16 protein-coding genes are annotated in these 17431 nt (G+C 66.6%); 11 read left to right on the top strand and 5 right to left on the bottom strand.

What is annotated here, in order from left to right:
• Nucleotides 1-14 precede the first annotated feature (14 nt).
• A complete protein-coding gene (locus ACFWUP_RS18695) occupies nt 15-491 on the bottom strand; it encodes a MarR family winged helix-turn-helix transcriptional regulator (protein WP_379235832.1) in 477 nt (158 codons plus the stop codon).
• 84 nt (nt 492-575) lie between these two features.
• On the opposite strand from ACFWUP_RS18695, the gene ACFWUP_RS18690 reads away from it, so the two are divergent.
• Complete coding sequence (locus ACFWUP_RS18690) at nt 576-2162, top strand: DHA2 family efflux MFS transporter permease subunit (protein ID WP_379235830.1); 1587 nt, start codon at nt 576-578, stop codon at nt 2160-2162.
• A gap of 136 nt (nt 2163-2298) precedes the next feature.
• Nucleotides 2299-2877: a DUF2867 domain-containing protein gene (locus ACFWUP_RS18685; RefSeq protein ID WP_379235828.1), complete on the top strand. Its 579-nt coding sequence runs from the start codon at nt 2299-2301 to the stop codon at nt 2875-2877.
• 62 nt (nt 2878-2939) lie between these two features.
• Here ACFWUP_RS18685 and ACFWUP_RS18680 read toward each other — a convergent pair whose 3' ends face one another.
• Entirely contained in the window at nt 2940-3650 is a 711-nt protein-coding gene (locus ACFWUP_RS18680) for a 2'-5' RNA ligase family protein (RefSeq protein WP_379235826.1), read from the bottom strand.
• A 117-nt stretch (nt 3651-3767) separates the two neighbouring features.
• Here ACFWUP_RS18680 and ACFWUP_RS18675 point away from each other — a divergent pair, with 117 nt between their 5' ends.
• The gene (locus ACFWUP_RS18675) at nt 3768-4307 is read left to right on the top strand and encodes a DinB family protein (protein WP_379235824.1); all 540 of its coding nucleotides are present in this window, start codon (nt 3768-3770) and stop codon (nt 4305-4307) included.
• 100 nt (nt 4308-4407) lie between these two features.
• Entirely contained in the window at nt 4408-5892 is a 1485-nt protein-coding gene (locus ACFWUP_RS18670) for an ATP-binding protein (RefSeq protein ID WP_379235822.1), read from the top strand.
• Between the two features lie 61 nt (nt 5893-5953).
• On the opposite strand, the gene ACFWUP_RS18665 is transcribed toward ACFWUP_RS18670, so the two are convergent.
• Entirely contained in the window at nt 5954-7099 is a 1146-nt protein-coding gene (locus tag ACFWUP_RS18665; RefSeq protein WP_379235820.1) for a Fic family protein, read from the bottom strand.
• A 140-nt stretch (nt 7100-7239) separates the two neighbouring features.
• Nucleotides 7240-8241, bottom strand: a complete 1002-nt coding sequence (locus ACFWUP_RS18660; protein WP_379235818.1) for a methylenetetrahydrofolate reductase — start codon at nt 8239-8241, stop codon at nt 7240-7242.
• Between the two features lie 317 nt (nt 8242-8558).
• Between ACFWUP_RS18660 and ACFWUP_RS18655 the strand changes: the two genes are divergently transcribed.
• The 6 genes from ACFWUP_RS18655 (at nt 8559) to ACFWUP_RS18630 (ending at nt 14929) form a co-directional block, all read left to right on the top strand.
• On the top strand, nt 8559-9713 hold the full coding sequence (locus ACFWUP_RS18655) for a polyprenyl synthetase family protein (RefSeq protein ID WP_379236030.1): 1155 nt from the start codon (nt 8559-8561) through the stop codon (nt 9711-9713).
• Between the two features lie 13 nt (nt 9714-9726).
• Nucleotides 9727-11274, top strand: a complete 1548-nt coding sequence (gene crtI, locus ACFWUP_RS18650; protein WP_379235816.1) for a phytoene desaturase family protein — start codon at nt 9727-9729, stop codon at nt 11272-11274.
• Between the two features lie 101 nt (nt 11275-11375).
• Entirely contained in the window at nt 11376-13037 is a 1662-nt protein-coding gene (locus ACFWUP_RS18645; protein WP_379235814.1) for an alpha-(1->6)-mannopyranosyltransferase A, read from the top strand.
• A 30-nt stretch (nt 13038-13067) separates the two neighbouring features.
• On the top strand, nt 13068-14066 hold the full coding sequence (locus ACFWUP_RS18640) for a phytoene/squalene synthase family protein (protein ID WP_379235812.1): 999 nt from the start codon (nt 13068-13070) through the stop codon (nt 14064-14066).
• Nucleotides 14067-14240: 174 nt separating this feature from the next.
• Nucleotides 14241-14522, top strand: coding sequence for a type II toxin-antitoxin system Phd/YefM family antitoxin (locus ACFWUP_RS18635; protein WP_379235810.1), 282 nt, complete (start codon nt 14241-14243; stop codon nt 14520-14522).
• Complete coding sequence (locus tag ACFWUP_RS18630; protein WP_379235808.1) at nt 14519-14929, top strand: type II toxin-antitoxin system VapC family toxin; 411 nt, start codon at nt 14519-14521, stop codon at nt 14927-14929. The genes ACFWUP_RS18635 and ACFWUP_RS18630 overlap by 4 nt, the downstream gene beginning before the upstream one ends.
• Nucleotides 14930-14934: 5 nt before the next feature.
• Here ACFWUP_RS18630 and ACFWUP_RS18625 read toward each other — a convergent pair whose 3' ends face one another.
• Nucleotides 14935-15303: an Rv2175c family DNA-binding protein gene (locus ACFWUP_RS18625; RefSeq protein WP_379235806.1), complete on the bottom strand. Its 369-nt coding sequence runs from the start codon at nt 15301-15303 to the stop codon at nt 14935-14937.
• 92 nt (nt 15304-15395) lie between these two features.
• Between ACFWUP_RS18625 and pknB the strand changes: the two genes are divergently transcribed.
• Nucleotides 15396-17342, top strand: a complete 1947-nt coding sequence (gene pknB, locus ACFWUP_RS18620; protein WP_379236028.1) for a Stk1 family PASTA domain-containing Ser/Thr kinase — start codon at nt 15396-15398, stop codon at nt 17340-17342.
• The last annotated feature ends 89 nt before the right edge of the window (nt 17343-17431 follow it).

Below are 17431 nucleotides of genomic sequence, written 5' to 3'. Positions count from 1 at the left end.
CGAGGGCGTCTCGATTACGGGGCGCCCTCGGTCTGTCCGTCCATCGCCGTGCGCAACCGCCCGAGCAACCGCTCGAACTCCGCGAGCTGGGCGGGCTCGTAGTCGGCCAGGATCGCGTCCTGCTCGGCATTGATCGGCTGGAAGAACTCGTCGGCCAGCCGGCGCGCGTTCTCACTGCACCGCAATGTCACCACCCGGCGATCGGTGTGCTCGCGGCTGCGGGTGATGTATCCGGCCTGCTCCAGCCGGTTCAGCAGGGTCGTCATCGCCCCCGACGTCAGCGTGATCCGCTTGCTCAGCAGCGCAGGCGAGAGCGGCTCGGCGGACTGTTCGGCGGCCGCGATCTCCATCAGCGCGAAGGCGTCGGTGGAGTGCACGCCCAAGGTTTCGGCGAACCGGCGACCCAATTCGGTGAAGCTCGCGCCGTAGTCGATGAGGCCCGCGGCGAGCCGCTGCCGCCGCACCGCGACATCGGATGTCTGCTCCACCATCTCGTCCTCTCGTCGACCGCTCGATTGACAACTTACCGCCCGCCATTTACCTTCATCGTAAAGTTACTTTACGACGGAGGTACAGTGCGGACAGAAACCGAGACTCCATCGCTGCGCTTGTGGTTGGGGTTGATCGCCGTCTCGCTCGGCGTCGCGTTGATCGTGGTCGACCTGACGATCGTGAACGTGATCCTGGCGCCGATCGTCGACGACCTGGGGATCACCTCGATTCAGGCGCAGTGGATCCAGGAGTCGTATGCGATCGTTTTCGCGGCATTACTGCTGGCCACCGGACGACTCAGTGACCTCTACGGCGCGCGCAAGCTGTTCCTGATCGGGTTGGTCGTGTTCGGCGCCACCAGCCTGCTCGCCGCGCTCGCCCCGAACGGCGGCCTGCTGATCGCGGCCCGCTTCCTGCAAGGCGTCGGCGGCGCGATGATTCTGCCGACCTCCCTCGCCCTGGTGAACGCGGCATTCACCGGCAAGGCGCGCGGGCAGGCCTTCGCGATCTGGGGCTCCACGATCGGCGCGGCCGCGGCAGTGGGCCCACTGTTGGGCGGGTGGCTCGCCGACTTCTCGTGGCGCTGGGCGTTCGGCATCAACATCCCCGCGGTCGCGCTGATCATGGTGGCCGTGCTGGTCTACCTGCCTTCCACACCGACCACCACGGGTCGTGTCGATTGGCTCGGTGCCGCCCAGTCCGCGCTCGGCCTCGGCCTGCTCTCCTTCGCCATGATCGAGGGGCGGCACTACGGCTGGCTGATAGTGACCGAACCGCTGCAGGTCGGTGAATTCGTCTGGCGCAGTGGACCTTCGCCGGTGCTCGTCGCGCTCCTCGGTGCCGCGGCCGTGCTCGGATTGTTCTGGCGCAGGCAGGCGATGCTCGGCCGCGCCGGTGGCGAACCCCTGGTCGATGTGCGGTTGTTCTCGATCGACTCGTTCCGCAAGGGCAATGTGGTGACGTTGATCGTCGGACTCGGCGAGTTCGGGATCATCGCGGTGTTGCCACTGTGGATGCAGTTCGCGCTCGACTACACCGCATTCCAGGCCGGACTCGCGCTGGTGCCGCTGGCGATCGGCAGTTTCGTCGCCAGTGGGGCGAGTTTCTCACTGACAGCGTCTGTTTCGGCGCTGGGGCAGGTGCGGATCGGGCTGCTCCTCGAGGCGTTCGGCTTGGCGATGCTCGGCTTGTTCGCCGCGGCGGACAGCAGTTGGTGGTCGATCGCGCTCGCCCTGTTCGTCTACGGCATCGGCGTCGGCTTCGCGACCGCTCAGGTCACCAATGTGGTGCTCGCCGATGTTCCCGCCGAGAGCGCGGGACAGGGCTCGGGAATCCAAAGCGCCGCACGCGAACTCGGCTCGGCACTGGGCATCGCCATCCTCACCACGCTGTATTTCAGCACCCTCGGCGCCGACCTGAGTGACCGGCTGACCGACTCGGGCCTGCCCGAATCCGAGGTCGACCAGCTGTCGTCCACCGTCACCGACAGCGCGGGCTCGGTGATCCCAGCCTTCGCCGAGAACCCTGCAACGCTCCCCGTCGCGCAAGCGGCTCGTGCAGCCATGGCGGCAGGCATCGAAGTAGCGAGCTACTTGTGCGCCGGGCTTCTCGTCCTCGCCTTGGCGACAACCGCCTTCGTCAAACCCGCGAAACAAGCAGCGACACAATAGTTCCCACACGACGTGGCGGCCACGAAATCTCCCGTGGCCGCCACGCCGCATTCGTCACACCTCATCCATCTATACGTAGCCGTATATCAGCAGTATTCTCGATCTATACGCTGCCGTACAGATGGAGGTTCCAGTCATGCGACTACCCGAATCGGCCCACACCGACCAACCCTGGCGCATCCACGAGATCGCCCCCGACTTCGACGTCGAAGACATCTGGAAATTCCGCACCCCCGGCGCAGGCCCCCACGACTTCCCCGCCCTACTCGCCGCCCTCCGAGCCGAACGTGCCTCCGAATCCACCGGCCTCAGCGGCCTACTGTTCAAAGCCCGCTGGAAGCTGGGCGAACGGTTCGGCTGGGACCGCGAAGCCGCAGGCACCGGCACCCGAGTCCCTTCCCTCGTCGACCGCCTCCCCACCGACCTCCGCAACACCGCCACCCCCATGGACGAAAGCCCCCTCACCAGCCTCTACGTCCTCGACAACGAATACGCCGCCGAAATCGCCAACGGCACGATGCACGGCATCATGCACCTCGGCTGGGTCCCCGACCCCACCGGCTACCACCTCCAAATGGCAGTCCTGGTGAAACCCAACGGCCGCCTGGGCCGCCTCTACATGGCCCTGATCAAGCCCTTCCGCTACGGCATCGTCTACCCCGCGATGACCCGCAGCTGGGAACGAACCTGGACCAACCTCGCCGTCACCCCCTGAACCACCCACACAAAAGCTAGGAGCGCACTCCTAAGAACTACACTCCTAACTTTTGTGGCGACTCATTCGCCTCCGAGTGGGAGGATCACGCGGGTGTCCCAGCGGTAGGCGTGGCCTTCCCGCCGGAGAACAACCAACTCGACTCGGCGCACACGGACGTTGACGCTTCGAGCCCGCAGCCTCGAGACCGTGTCGATGACCTCCGCTGCGGCGCGGTCGGTGTTGTTGTAGGCGATACCGAGGTGCGGACGAAATCGCGCGGATTTCGCCTGGGCAGACTCCGACAAGTTCGACAACAACTCGGAGGTACACATCGACAGAAGCTGGTGCAGATCGAAGAGTGGGTCCCACGGTGCGACGGAGAATCTGATCGCACTGCGCGATCCGCTCAGCGGACCGACTGCGAGAACGAACGGCTTCACATCCGAAAGTCTTTCGCGTGCAGCCGAAATCAGCCCATCGATCTCACCCGATACGACATCGTCGGTGGAGCCGATCCCCATCAGGGTGATGTGCAAGGCGTCCAACGGAACCAGATCGACTCCGTCAGCACCGAGCGCATCCTGACATTCGGCCGCGAGTTCGACCAGCTCAGCATCATCGAACGTCAGATACCAGTAATAGCCCGTGCGCCCCGGCGCCCACTGCTTCACCGCCCAGTGGTCGCGAAGGACCTCGATCTCGGCGAAGGCGTTCCAATCGTTTCGCGCGATGGCCGCCGGATCCGATGTCGAGTCCGGCAGCAGTCGAGGAAAGGGGCCGCTCGGTGTCATGACTGGCCTCTCCCCATAATGGTCTGCGAGTTGAGCCGACCCCTGTTCAGAACGTACGGCAACTCAATGACTTCTGGTCGGCAAAACCAATGGTTGCGGTCTGGGGATTCGAGCAAGATGTGGCGCGTGGATGCATCGTGTACCGGCGTGCCGCGCTGGCAGTTCGAGCTGACCTGGGCCTTGTTCGAGTTCCATATCGATCGGCTGGAGGTCGACGACTTCCTGTGGGAGCCTGCGGATTTGTGCTGGACACTGCACCTGGATGAGCGCGGCGCATGGGAGCCGGACTGGGCGGACACCGAGCCTGATCCGATTCCGGTTCCGACCATCGGTTGGGTCACCTGGCATATCGGGTGGTGGTGGAGCGTCACCATCGATCACCTGCGAGCACGCACACCACGCGACCGCACCGAGATCGGCTGGCCGGGACCTGGACCCGCGACTGTGGACTGGCTGCGCGGCCTGCGCGAGGAATGGCTGACGATTCTGGACCAGATCACCGAGGCCGATCTCGTCGCCCCAGCCGCCTTTCCGTGGCAGGACGACCCGGACAAGTCCGTCGCCCACACCCTCGCCTGGGTCAACAGCGAACTGATGAAGAACGTCACCGAGATCGGCCAGTTGCGGCTACTACGCGCAGCCCGCAACAACCAGTGATGACCCGGATCCAGGAACGACCTCGTCACAGCACGATGGCCGCACAATAGTTAGGAGTACACTCCTAAGAACTACACTCCTAACTATTTCAGGGAGAACCGTGGCGAAACCGGCCTACCTGTTCGACCGCGACGTCGAGTGGAACGCCCTGGTCACGTTCGCAGCGCGGACAACCTCTGCTGCATCACTCGGGATCGTCAGTGGTCGGCGACGGATGGGCAAGACGTATCTCCTGCGCGCGCTGGCCGAGCAGCGGAACGGCTTCTACTTCGGGGCGACGACCGCAACCAGCACCGAGTCTTTGCGACAGTTCGGGGCGGCGCTGGGCGAGTTCACCGGTGCGGGCGCGTCCATCGCGTTCGACAATTGGGATCACGCGATCACCTACCTGTTCGCGCTCGGCGGGCGGGAGCAGTCGGGCAAACCCCTACTCGTCGTGCTCGACGAGTTTCCGTACCTGGTGAAGTCGGTGCCCGAGTTGCCTTCGCTCGTGCAGCGGGAGATCGACCGATACCAGACCGAGTCGAGCGGTATTCGCCTCTTGCTGTGCGGGTCCGCCATGTCGGTGATGGGGGGCTTGTTGGCCGCCAACGCACCACTGCGCGGTCGAGCCCAGCTCGAACTTCTGGTGCAACCCTTCGGATATCGCGCCGCCGCCGAGTTCTGGGATGCCGGGCACGACCCCGCGCTGGCGGCGCGTCTACACGCCATCGTCGGCGGAACTCCCGCGTATCGCAGGCAGTTTCTCGCCGACAACGTCCCCACTTCCGCCGCCGACCTCGACGACTGGCTGTGCCGCACTGTGTTGTCGCCGTTGAGTCCACTGTTCCGGGAGGCCCGCTACCTCCTCGCCGAGGAAGCCGAGATCCGCGACACCGCGCTCTATCACTCGGTACTGGCGGCCGTCGCCCAGGGACACAACACACGCGGTGGGATCGCCGGATACATCGGCCGCAAATCGGTCGACATCTCCCACCCACTGACAGTGCTCGAAGACTGCCATCTGATCAGCCGCGAACTGGACGTTTTTCGCTCGGGCCGCTCGATCTACCGCATCACCGAACCACTGATCTCGTTCTACGAAGCCGTGATGCGACCAGCGTGGGCACGCCTGGAAACCGGTCAGGCACAACAGGTCTGGCGCAGATCGGCGGAACGGTTCAACGCCCAGGTAGCAGGCCCCCACTTCGAACAGATGTGCCGGACGTTCCTGCTGACCGGCGGAGTGGATCAACTGGAAGTGGACACCGATTTCGGCACGGTCGGCTGCGGCGTAGTCACCGATCAACTCGAGCGATCCCAAATCCAGGTCGACGCCGCCGTCACCGAACCCGGCGACGGCGGCCGCGTCCCGTCGATTTCCCTACTGGGCGAAGCGAAATGGGGAACGACCATCGGCGTGAAGCACCTGGAACGACTGACCCGAGCCCGAACCCTGCTGAACGAACGTGGCTGGGACACCTCGGCCTGCAAGCTGGCCCTGTTCAGCGGAGCAGGCTTCAGCGACGCCCTCCGCCGAGAGATCGACAACACGCCTGATGTTCGTCTGATCAGCCTCGACGAGCTCTACGCCCCGCTCGACTGAGCGTCGAACAGCGCGCGCAACTCCCGCCCCATACGCGCGCCGACCGGCAATCAACGCTGAATCAGGTGCCGTTCATCACCGCGAGCACATCCGGAGCGGCGAAGAAGCGGGTTCGGGCTCGGGTTACTTCTACGAGAATCCCTGCCTCCACTAGTTTTTCGACATTCAAGGTGGCGGAGCGGTGGGTGACGTCGAGGGCCTTCATCGCGTTGGCGATGCCGATGATCGGCGAGCGGAACAGCTCGTCGATCAGGATCGGCAGCAGACCGGACGAGCGAGCCCTGGCGACGCGCAGCCTGAGATCGGTTCGCAGCGCGTCCAACCGTACGGCGCGGGCGAGGCTGTCGCGGGCCTGCTCCTCGATGACCTCGAGAAAGAAGTCGAACCAGCCGAGCCAGTCGCCGTCGGTCGAAACACGCAGCAGGCCTTCGTAGTACCGGTCTCGCCGTGGCTCGATATAGGAGGACAGGTCGAGCAAGGGACCGGGTAACAGCCCCCACTCGACCAGGAGCATCACCGCGAGCAACCGGCCGATGCGGCCGTTGCCGTCGATAAAGGGATGGATCGCCTCGAACTGATAGTGCACCGCGGCGATCGCCAACAGCGGCGGCAGATCCCCGTCCGCATGCAGGAACTTCTCGAAGGCATCCAGACCCTGCCACAACGATTCCGGTGGCGGTGGAACGTATTTCGCGGTGTCGATGGTGGAGCCGGGTGGGCCGATCCAGTTCTGGCTTCGCCGGAATTCGCCGGGGGTCGCGTAGTCGCCACGAACGCCCGTCATCAAAATCCGATGCGCTTCCCGCAACAGCGACAAACTCAACGGCAAGCGCCGACCGGGATCGAGAACATGATCCATCGCGCTCATGTAGTTGAACACTTCCTGGACGTCACCCCGTGGGTGGGCAGGACGTTCGACCTCGTACATCGCTACGTCCGACAAGGACGCGACAGTGCCCTCGATTCGGCTCGACAACACAGCCTCGCGACGCACGAGCGCCCGGCCGAACAGCTCAGGGCTGGGCAGCCCGCGACCGAGACCGGCCAGCTCACCGACCGCCCGATCCGCGCTGGACAGTTTTCGAACGAGTTTCGGGGACATCTGAACGATCGGCGGCGGCAGCGGTGGCGGCACGAACGCGCGGTATCCATTGTCCGCACGCACGACGTTCGCCTGCTGCGCGGCGGTGAAGTCTTCCAGAAGCACCGGATCAACCCCTCGGATCGACATCTCAGTGATACTTTTCAGCCGAAAAGTATCACTGATGAAGGGTAGTGCTACTTAAGTAGCACCGCCAGCCCGTAGTGCTACTTTTCGCGCGAAAAGTAGCACTAGAGACCTCGGCTCTACGCGCTGAGTGGTGCGGCGGTTACTCCGTAGCCGAGGTTGGTGAGGACTTCGCTGGTGGCTTTGGCGAAGTTCAAGGTGATGAAGTGGAGGCAGGGGGCGCCTTCTTCGGTGAGGCGTTGGGCCATTTCGGTGGCGATCTGGATGCCTTCGGCGCGGACGGCGGCGCGGTCTTCTTCCGGGCCGGTGCCTGCTGCTCGGGTGAGGCGGGCGACGACGTCGCGGGGGATGGGGCGGCCGCTGAGTTCTTCGGCGCGGGCGACGGTGCGCAGGGAGGTGATGGGCATCAGTTCGGGGATGATCGGCTTGGCGCCCTCGATGGGGTCCATGGCGATCACGCGGTCGCGCAGGCGCAGGTAGTGCTCGACGTCGAAGAACATCTGGGTGATCGAATACTCGGCTCCCGCACGGAGTTTCGCGGCCAGGTGGTGGGTGTCGTGGTCGAGGTCGGGTGAGCGGTGGTGGCCCTGGGGGAACGAGGCGACGCCGACATGGAAGTCGCCGAGGTCGCGCACGATGCGGACAAGTTCCTCGGCGTATTCGACACCGCCGGGGTGCTTGGCCCATTCGCCGAGGGGGTCGCCGGGCGGGTCGCCGCGCAGGACCAGGATGTTGCAGATGCCGGAGTCGGCGTAGGAGCCGACCAGGGAGCGCAGTTCGGCGATGCTGTGGCCGACGGCGGTGAGGTGGGCGACCGGGAGCAGGGTGGTTTCCTGCGCGAGTTCGCCGGTGATGCGGACGGTGCGGTCGCGGGTGGAGCCGCCGGCGCCGTAGGTCATGGAGACGAAGGCGGGGTGCATGCGTTCGAACTCGCGGACCGCGCGCCACAGCCGGGCCTCGCCCGCCTCGTCACGTGGAGGGTTGAATTCCACGGAGAACGGCACGCCGTTGCCCGAGTGGGTGCGCAGGCTCTGCACCACCGAGGGAGTGTTCGAGACGATCGACGGCTGTTGGGCGGGTCGATCTGGGGTCGAACGTCCCCGTCCATTGTCGAAAGTCACCGTGTCAGTCTAGTGGGACACCCCTGCGTTGCTGCGCCGACCGGTGCCGCCGGGTGCGCGCGACCCGTGGACGAGGCACGTCGCACGTCAAGTCCTGTGAACGCTCGGCCTACGCGCCGAGGCCGGATCAGCGCAGATATCGACCGACACCAACCGACGACGGCCGGACCTGCCGAAACGCCAGGTGTGGGCTCCGTCGCAGCGGCCAAGTGCGCTGGCCATCGCGTCGTGGCGCCCGCGTATCGTTCGACGCAACGCTGGATGACCGCACTCCCCGCGTGCGAAACCCCGGTCCTGCCGTTTGCCCACTTCGTCACCTGGAGGCCGCCCTGTCCGCCGGAATCGGTACCCCGCTCTCCCGGTTCGCCGCCGACGCCGCATCCTCGGTCGACTTCGTCGCGCTGACACCGGGCACGCCGGCCTTCGTCGCCGCGGTCGAACAGGTGCTGACCAGCTTCTTCGCTACCCGACGTGAGATCGTCGAACCGCTGGGGCCGGTGTTCGTCGACGCCGTCGAGGCGATGGAAGAGTTCGTGGTCCGCGGCGGCAAGCGGACGCGGCCGGGGTTCGCGTGGACCGGCTGGCTCGGTGCCGGTGGCGATCCGGCCGGGCCCGACGCGGCCGCGGTGCTCACCGCCTGTTCGGCGCTGGAACTGGTGCAGGCGTGCGCGCTCGTGCACGACGACATCATCGACTCCTCGCGAACGCGGCGCGGGTTCCCGACGGTGCACATCGACTTCGAGGATCGGCACCGGGCGGCGGGCTGGCCCGGCGACGGTGCCTCGTATGGCTCGGCCGTCGCGATCCTGATCGGCGATCTCGCGCTCGCCTGGGCCGACGATCTGGTCCACGCGGCCGGACTGCACCCGGACGCGCTGGCCCGGTTCGCGCCGGTGTGGGCGCGGATGCGGACCGAGGTGCTCGGCGGGCAGTTGCTCGACATCAACGGCGAGGCCGGTGGGGACGAGTCGGTCGAGGCCGCTCTGCGCATCAACCGGTACAAAACCGCCGCGTACACGATCGAACGGCCGTTGCACCTGGGTGCGGCGCTGGCCGGGGCCGACGACGCGCTGGTGGAGGCGCTGCGGATCTATGGGACCGATGTGGGGATCGCGTTCCAGCTGCGTGACGACCTGCTCGGGGTGTTCGGGGATCCGGTGGTGACGGGCAAGCCTTCCGGCGATGACCTGCGCGAAGGCAAGCGGACGGTGTTGATCGCGGAGGCGTTGCGCCGGGCCGATCCGGCATCGGCCGAGCTGATCCGGACGGGGCTCGGGACCGATCTCGACGATGACGCCGTCGACCGGTTGCGCACGGTGCTCGACGAGCTCGGCGCGGTCGACGAGGTGGAGCGGCGGATCACCGAGCTGACCGACACCGGGCTCGCCGCCGTCGCGACCAGTTCCGCGACGCCGGAAGCCAAGCAGTTGTTGCACGACATGGCACTGGCTGCCACTCGTCGCGCGGCCTGACAGGAAAAGTGTTGTGGGACAAGCGAATCAGGTCGTCGTAGTCGGTGCCGGGCTGGCGGGTCTGGCGGCCGCGCTGCATCTGCGGGGCGCCGGGCACGAGGTGACGGTGCTGGAACGAGCCGATCATCCGGGCGGGCGGGTCGGACGGTATCGGTTCGAAGACTACGAGATCGACAGTGGCGCAACGGTACTCACGTTGCCCGAGGTGATCGATGACGCGCTCGCTGCCGTGGGGCGCACTCGCGAGAGCGTCGACCTGCGCATCCACCGTCTCACCCCGGCCTATCACGCGCGGTTCGCCGACGGTTCCGACATCCGCGTCTTCGACGATGCCGAGCAGATGGCGGCCGAGGTCGAAAGTGCTTGCGGACCGGCGGAAGCACGCAACTACCGGCGCCTGCGCGACTGGCTCGGTCGCATCTACGACGCCGAATTCGACGAGTTCATGAACGCGGACTTCGATTCGCCACTCGATATGGTGCGCACGCCGCGTGCCAGGGCCGCGTTGGTCGCGCTCGCCAAGCTCGGGGGGTTCGGCAAGCTGGGGCCTCGGGTGCGGTCCTATCTGCGCGACGAGCGGCTGACCAGGTTGTTCACCTTTCAGGCGCTGTACGCGGGGATGTCGCCGGATGACGCGCTGGCGATCTACGGTGCGATCCCGAACATGGACACCTGCCTCGGCGTCTACTTCCCCGAAGGGGGAATGCGCGCGATCACGGCCGCGCTCGCCCAGGCCTTTACCGATGCGGGTGGGCGGCTCGTGCTGAACGCCGAGGTCGATGGCATCGACTACGCGGCCGGTCACGCCGAAGCCGTTCGCACGTCCGACGGCCGCCGCTATCCGTGCGATGCGGTGGTCCTCACCGCCGACATCGGCTCACTGCCCCGTTTCGGACTGCGACACCGCCGCGGCCTGCGCGCCTCACCGTCGGCCGTGGTCGCCCACGGCACCATCCCGGTCGAGATCGCCGCGCAATGGCCCGTGCAGGCGCATCACACCATCGACTTCGGGGCCGCCTGGGCCGAGACGTTCACCGAGATCGCCGCGCGTAAGGGTCGCGGGCAGCTCATGGGTGACCCGTCGCTGCTGCTCACGCGACCCGCGCTGACCGATCCCGGGCAGTTCGTCGACCGAGCGAGCGGCAGCTTCGAACCGCTGTCGCTGCTCGCGCCATGCCCCAATCTGGTCGCCGCCCCGCTCGACTGGGACCGCCTCGGTCCCTCCTATCTGCGCGAGCTGCTCGGGGTGCTGGAACAGCGCGGCTACACCGGCATCACCGAGCACTTCCGCGTCGATCACCTGGACACTCCCGCCACGTGGGCCGCCCAGGGCATGATCGCGGGCACACCGTTCTCGATCGCGCATCTGTTCCGGCAGACCGGACCGTTCCGGCCACGCAATCTGCCAAGGGGTGTGGACAACGTCGTTCTCGCAGGTTGCGGCACCACTCCGGGGGTGGGTGTGCCCACCACGCTGCTGTCGGGCAAGCTGGCCGCGGCACGAATCACCGGCAGCCGGGCGCGCACCGGTACCGACCACCGGGTTAGTGTTCCAACGTGAAGCCGTAAACTGACGGCCGACTTATCAGCTCGCGGTTGCGACCGCCGACCACCCGGGGGGACCGACCGAACATGCCGCCCTCCGAGACGACCGTAGGCACCATGGACAACACGCGCACACTCGAGCGCCAGCGTCACCTACCCAGCGGGAGCGATCCCGGCGTCCGGACCTGGCTGCGTACGGCAGGTGAGTTCCTCAGGAGCCCCGAAGGCCACGCGGCCCTGATGGGATTCTTCGGCGCGGCCATGATCACCTTCGGCGGGTTCGGCGCGGGCGCTGTCCGCAAACGCGATCCGCTGCTCGAGGCGCTGCACCTGTCCTGGCTCCGGTTCGGGCACGGGTACGCGCTGTCGACGATCGTAATCTGGATCGGCGTGCTGATGATGATCACCGCGTGGGTTCGGTTGGGCCGCACCACGATCGGTAAGGGTGCATCGACAGTCACGCTCAACGAGTTGCGCGCGATCGTCGGGATCTGGATCACGCCACTGCTGTTCGCGGCGCCGATGTTCAGCCGCGACTCCTACTCCTACCTCGCCCAGGGCGCCCTGCTGCGCGACGGTTTCGACCCCTATCAGGTGGGTCCCGTCGCCAATCCCGGTGTGCTGCTGGACAACGTGAGCCCGGTCTGGACCACCACCACCGCGCCCTACGGCCCCGTGTTCTTGCTGATCGGCCGCGCGATCACCTCGATCACCGGCGAAAATGTGATCGCCGGGACCATCGCCCTTCGCGTCGTCATGCTGCCGGGACTGGCGCTGATGATGTGGGCCGTGCCGTATCTGACCAAGCATCTCGGCGGTAAGCCGACGGTGGCGCTGTGGCTGGCGGTGCTCAACCCGCTGGTTCTGGTACACCTGATCGGTGGCGTCCACAACGAGATGTTGATGGTCGGCCTGATGTGCGCGGGCGTCGCGCTCGTGCTCGAACGCCATCACGTGGCCGGCATCGTGGTCGTCGCCATCGGCGTCGCGATCAAGGCCACCGCGGGTGTCGCGCTGCCGTTCCTGGTGTGGATCTGGATTCTGCACGAGAAGGAACGTCGAGCCGCCGAACGTCGAGCCGCGATGGACTCCGATGCCGCACTGGCCGAGGAGCAGAAGCACCCCGACGCGGCCAGACCGTCCCCGGATATGCCGCACCCGCTGTTCGTCTTCGCCAAGATCGCCGGTATCGGCGTCGGCGTGTTCGCGCTGGTGTTCGGCGCGGCCTCGGTGATCGCGGGAGTCGGCTTCGGCTGGGTCACCGCGTTGCAGGGTTCGAACAAGATCATCAACTGGCTGTCGCTGCCGACGATTCTCGCGCACATGGTTACCTGGGTGACCCCGCTGAATTTCGATTCGGTGCTGGATGTGACCCGCCTGCTGTGCCAGATCGCCATGGTCGCGTTGCTGGTCGCGACCTGGTGGCGGTTCCGGCACAGTGAGCGCGAGGCCGTGATGGGCATCATCATCGCCTTCGTCGCGATCGTGCTGCTCTCCCCCGCCGCGCTGCCCTGGTATTACTCGTGGCCGCTGGCGCTGGCCGCCGGGTTCGCACTGTCGACCAGGACCTTGATGTGGCTGGTCGGGATCTGCACCTGGCTGATGCTGGTGTTCCAGCCGGACGGGTCGATCGGGCTCTACAACTTCTGGCACGTCGCCTTGGCGATATTTGCCGCCGTGGTCGCCGCACTGTCGCTGCGCACCGTTGATCCGCTGCATCTGCGTTCGGCAAGTTCGAAGCCCGTTGCGACGGAATCGGCGTCGCCTGTTCGGGCATGAGGTCCGCGCGCAGGGCTTCGGAGGGACGTCGTGACTGTGCCCGCTGATGCCCGACCGCTCACCGACGACCTCGACGCTGCCTACGCGAGCTGCCGTCGAATCGCCGCCGAACACGGCCGCACGTACTACCTGGCCACCACCCTGCTCTCCCCGGAGCGCCGCCGAGCCGTGCACGCCCTGTACGCCTTCGCGCGGATGGTCGATGACATCGTCGACCACGCCGACAACCCCGTCCGCATTCTCGACCCGCAGGACGCCACCGACCGACGCGATCCCGCCCCGCTCGCCGACGTCTCCCCCGCCCAGCACCTCGACCTGGTCGAGAAGCAACTGCGGCTGGCACTGGAACACGGCAACCTCGACACCACCGACCTGCGCCGCAGGCAGATCGTCACCGCGGCCGCCGACACCATCACCCGCTACGACATCGCCCACACCCACCTCTGGACATTCCTCGACGCCATGCGCATGGACGTCCCCGGCACGGCCACCCACCGCACTCGCTACGCCACGATGACCGAGCTGCGCGAGTACATGCACGGTTCCGCCGCCGCCATCGGCCTACAGCTGCTCCCGGTCCTCGGCACCGTCGTTCCGGTCGCCGAGGCCGAACCGGCGGCCGCCGCGCTCGGTGAAGCCTTCCAGCTCACCAATTTCCTGCGCGACGTCGCCGAAGACCTCGACCGCGACCGCATCTACCTCCCCACCGACGAACTCGCGGCGTTCGGTGTCGACGAAGCCCACCTGCGCGCCTGCCACCAGCGCGGCCACACCGACGCACCGCTGCGCCGCGCGCTGGCCCACCTGATCGCGGTCAACCGCGACATCTACCGGCAATCCGTCCCCGGCATCGCCCTGCTCACACCCCGCGTACGCCCGGCGATCTCCACCGCCGCCACCCTCTACGCCGAAATCCTCGACCGCATCGAAGCAGCCGAACACCAGGTCTTCACCACACGAGCGACGGTTTCCCGCCGTCGCCGAATCCTGGTGGCCGCCAAGGGTTTAGCAACTACCGGTCGCCCTTAGCGTCGCCGCACACCGCCAGCTGAACCGCGCCGCAGTCGTTCCCGGGCATTACGTACCTGGCTGGACACCGCCACATTCCCACTGCCGAGCTGTTGCCGCCTCGGCGGACCTCTCGACATCGCACAGAAATCTGTCTAGTCTGTCCAGATAGGAACCGACCAGAGGTGGTGCACTATGCGGTGGCAGGTACAGGAAGCCAAACAGCGATTTTCCGAGGTGCTTCGCGCGGTGGAAGCGGAAGGTCCGCAGACCATCACCCGGCACGGCGACGAGGTCGCGGTGGTGATCGACATCGCCGAGTACCGACGACTGGTCAGGCCCGACATCAGCTTCGTCGATCGATTACTGGTGACCTTCGGTGGACTCGACGACGAGACCGCCGATGTCATCGATGAGGTGGAGGCCGAGCGGGCGCGATCTCAGCCGCGTGAATTCGACTTCACCGAGCTGTCGTGAGCTTCCTCATCGACACCAACGTCGTCTCCGAACTGATGCGACGGACACCGCATCCCGCCGTTCTCGACTGGTTCGCGCGCAATCGCACCAACGAGTTGTGGTTGAGCGTGATCACCGTCGGTGAACTGCGCCGTGGCGTCGCGCTCCTGCGTGCGCGAGCGGAGAGCGCCCGTGCGGACCGGATCGAAGCGGCCGTCGACGAGATCGAAGGCAGCTTCGCTCAACGCATCCTGGCCGTCGATACCCCCGTCATCCATCGATGGGCGCTGATTCCAGCACCCATCGATGTCAGCGACGGTTTGATCGCGGCAACAGCATTGGCGCACGGGAACACCGTCGCGACACGGAACATCAAGCACTTCAAGGGCTCGGGCGCCGCCCTGGTGAACCCGTTCGAACCGGCGTGACCGGATCAGAAGGGTTCGGCGTGGGCGCGGCGGACCACCTCGCGGGCCAGTTGGGTGTGCAGGGCGTCGACAGGCCGACCGGGGAGGGAGGGGTCATCGGTGTAGAGCCATTCGAGGATGTCCTCGTTGCTGTACTTGCCGTCACGCATGACGGTGATCACCCCGGGGAGCATGCGGACGATCTCGCCGTCGGCGTCGAAAAAGCGGGCGGGAACGCCGGGCACACCGTTGCGGCGGATCGCGAGGAGCTGGTAGTCACGCAGCAACTGATGCACCGAGGTGACCGGGACGCCGAGTATGTCGGCTACCCCGGGCAGCGAAATAATGGTTTCGGTGTCGGACAGCACGTCATCGCAGCAGGGGAAGGCACTCACCTTCACAACGGTAGTACGTGTCGGCGAACACGCATCGTCTGGCATGCCGACACCGCCCGGTTACGATCGTGGTGGCCGCACACGGCGGCCGGTTGAATGCCGGAGGACATCACTTGATCGGCCAGATGCTGGAAGGGCGCTATCGCATCGACGCGCCGATCGCTCGCGGCGGGATGTCGATGGTCTTCCGCGGAACCGACACCCGGCTCGATCGCCCCGTGGCGATCAAGGTGATGGACCCGAAATTCGCCGGTGACCCGCAGTTCCTCAGCCGTTTCGAGTTCGAGGCGCGGGCGGTGGCCAAGCTCAAGCACCCGTCGCTGGTGGCCGTGTACGACCAGGGCATCGACGGCGAATACCCGTTCCTGATCATGGAATTGGTCGAGGGCGGCACCCTGCGCGAACTGCTGCGCGAACGCGGGCCGATGCCGCCGCACGCCGTGCGCGCCGTGGCAGAGCCGGTGCTGCGCGCGATCGGCACCGCCCACGACGCGGGCTTGGTACACCGTGACGTGAAGCCGGAGAACGTGCTGATCTCGGACGCGGGCGAGGTGAAGATCGCCGACTTCGGCCTGGTGCGTGCCGTGGCCGCGGCCAACACCACCTCCGCGAGCGTGATCCTCGGCACCGCCGCCTACCTCGCCCCCGAGCAGGTCACCACCGGCACCGCCGACGCACGCAGCGACGTGTACGCCTTCGGCATCCTGATCTTCGAACTGCTCACCGGGCGGGTGCCGTTCAGCGGCGACAACTCGCTGTCGGTGGCCTATCAGCGGGTCGAGAACGATGTGCCCGCGCCGAGCAAGTTCATCGGTGGCGTGCCGCCCGAATTCGACGAGTTGGTCGCCAAGGCCACCTCCCGCGACCCCGCGCAGCGTTTCGCCGACGCCAACGAGATGGCGGCGCGGCTGCAGACGATCGCGATGGAGCTGAACCTGCCGCCGTATCGTGTTCCGGCGCCGCGGGATTCGGCCGAGCATCTCAGCGAGACCTATCAGACCGGCGCCGCACACCACCCCGGTGAGCGCCCGCACACGCCGAATCCTGTTGCCGCACACCATGCCCCCGCGCCGGAACCGCACCACACCAGGGTGGTCACCGCGCAGCGCCCACGGCCGGAGGAGTACGCCCCCGTGCCCGCGGCCACCGCGTTCGGCGACAGTCACGCTCGCCGTACGGGTTTGATGTGGGTGGGCATCGTCACCGCGCTGACCCTGCTGGTCGGCATCGGCGGCTGGTGGCTCGGGGTCGGCCGCTACAGCGCGGTGCCGCCGATCGCCGGCATGGACTCCGAGCGGGCCGTCGCGGTGCTGCAGGAGGCCGGGTTCGAAACGGAGTTGCGGCAGAAGGCTTCCGACACCATTCCGATCGGCGGCGTCGTCGGCACCGATCCGTCGGCCGGGTCGCGGGTCACCAAGAGCACCACGATCGCGGTGCTGATCTCCAACGGCAAACCGCGGGTGCCCGACGTCAAGACCGGCGATCAGATCAGCACCGTCAACCAGGCGATCCGCGACGGCGGTCTGCAGCCGATCGACGCCGGTGAAGCGGCCAGCACCGCGCCGAAGGGTTCACTGGCGAAGGTGGAGCCCGCACCGGGCACGATCCTGCCGATGGGCGCGCAGGTGAAGGTGTACCGCAGTAAGGGATCTCAGCCGGTCAACGTGCCCGATGTGCGCGGCAAGACCGCCGAGGAAGCAGCCAGCGCCCTGACCACCGCGGGACTGGTCGTGCGCGAGACCCGCGTGCAGTTCGACAAGAACGTCGAGGGCGACAAGGCGATCGCGACCGAGCCCGCCGTCGGCACCACCCTGCAATCGGGCGACACCATCACGCTGATCGTCTCGAACGCGGTGAAGGTGCCCAATGTGATGGGTCAGAACGTCGGCAACGCCCGGTCCAAGCTCCAGCAGCTGGGCCTGCGGGTGGAGGTCAAGTCCCTCACCGATTCCGACAGTTCCCTGGTGATCGGCCAGGTACCCGGCATCAATTCGAATGTGGAGGCGGGCAGCGTCGTGACGCTCACCGCCCTGCCTTGAAGGGGCAAGGATCCCGAGACGGACAAAGAAAAAGAGAAAGAAAAACCCGGGCGCGGTCCTCGCTGACCGCCCCGGGCTCGTCCTACTGA

The organism is Nocardia sp. NPDC058658 (assembly GCF_042716665.1).
Lineage (GTDB): Bacteria > Actinomycetota > Actinomycetes > Mycobacteriales > Mycobacteriaceae > Nocardia.
This window is presented reverse-complemented; position numbering and strand designations above follow the sequence as displayed.

Excerpts from the sequence above, each read along its gene's own strand:
- ACFWUP_RS18685 (WP_379235828.1), top strand. The coding sequence starts at position 2,299 with ATGCGACTACCCGAATCGGCCCACACCGACCAACCCTGGCGCATCCAC.
- ACFWUP_RS18635 (WP_379235810.1), top strand. The coding sequence starts at position 14,241 with ATGCGGTGGCAGGTACAGGAAGCCAAACAGCGATTTTCCGAGGTGCTT.
- ACFWUP_RS18695 (WP_379235832.1), bottom strand. The coding sequence starts at position 491 with ATGGTGGAGCAGACATCCGATGTCGCGGTGCGGCGGCAGCGGCTCGCC.
- ACFWUP_RS18680 (WP_379235826.1), bottom strand. The coding sequence starts at position 3,650 with ATGACACCGAGCGGCCCCTTTCCTCGACTGCTGCCGGACTCGACATCG.
- ACFWUP_RS18645 (WP_379235814.1), top strand. The coding sequence starts at position 11,376 with ATGGACAACACGCGCACACTCGAGCGCCAGCGTCACCTACCCAGCGGG.
- ACFWUP_RS18675 (WP_379235824.1), top strand. The coding sequence starts at position 3,768 with ATGTGGCGCGTGGATGCATCGTGTACCGGCGTGCCGCGCTGGCAGTTC.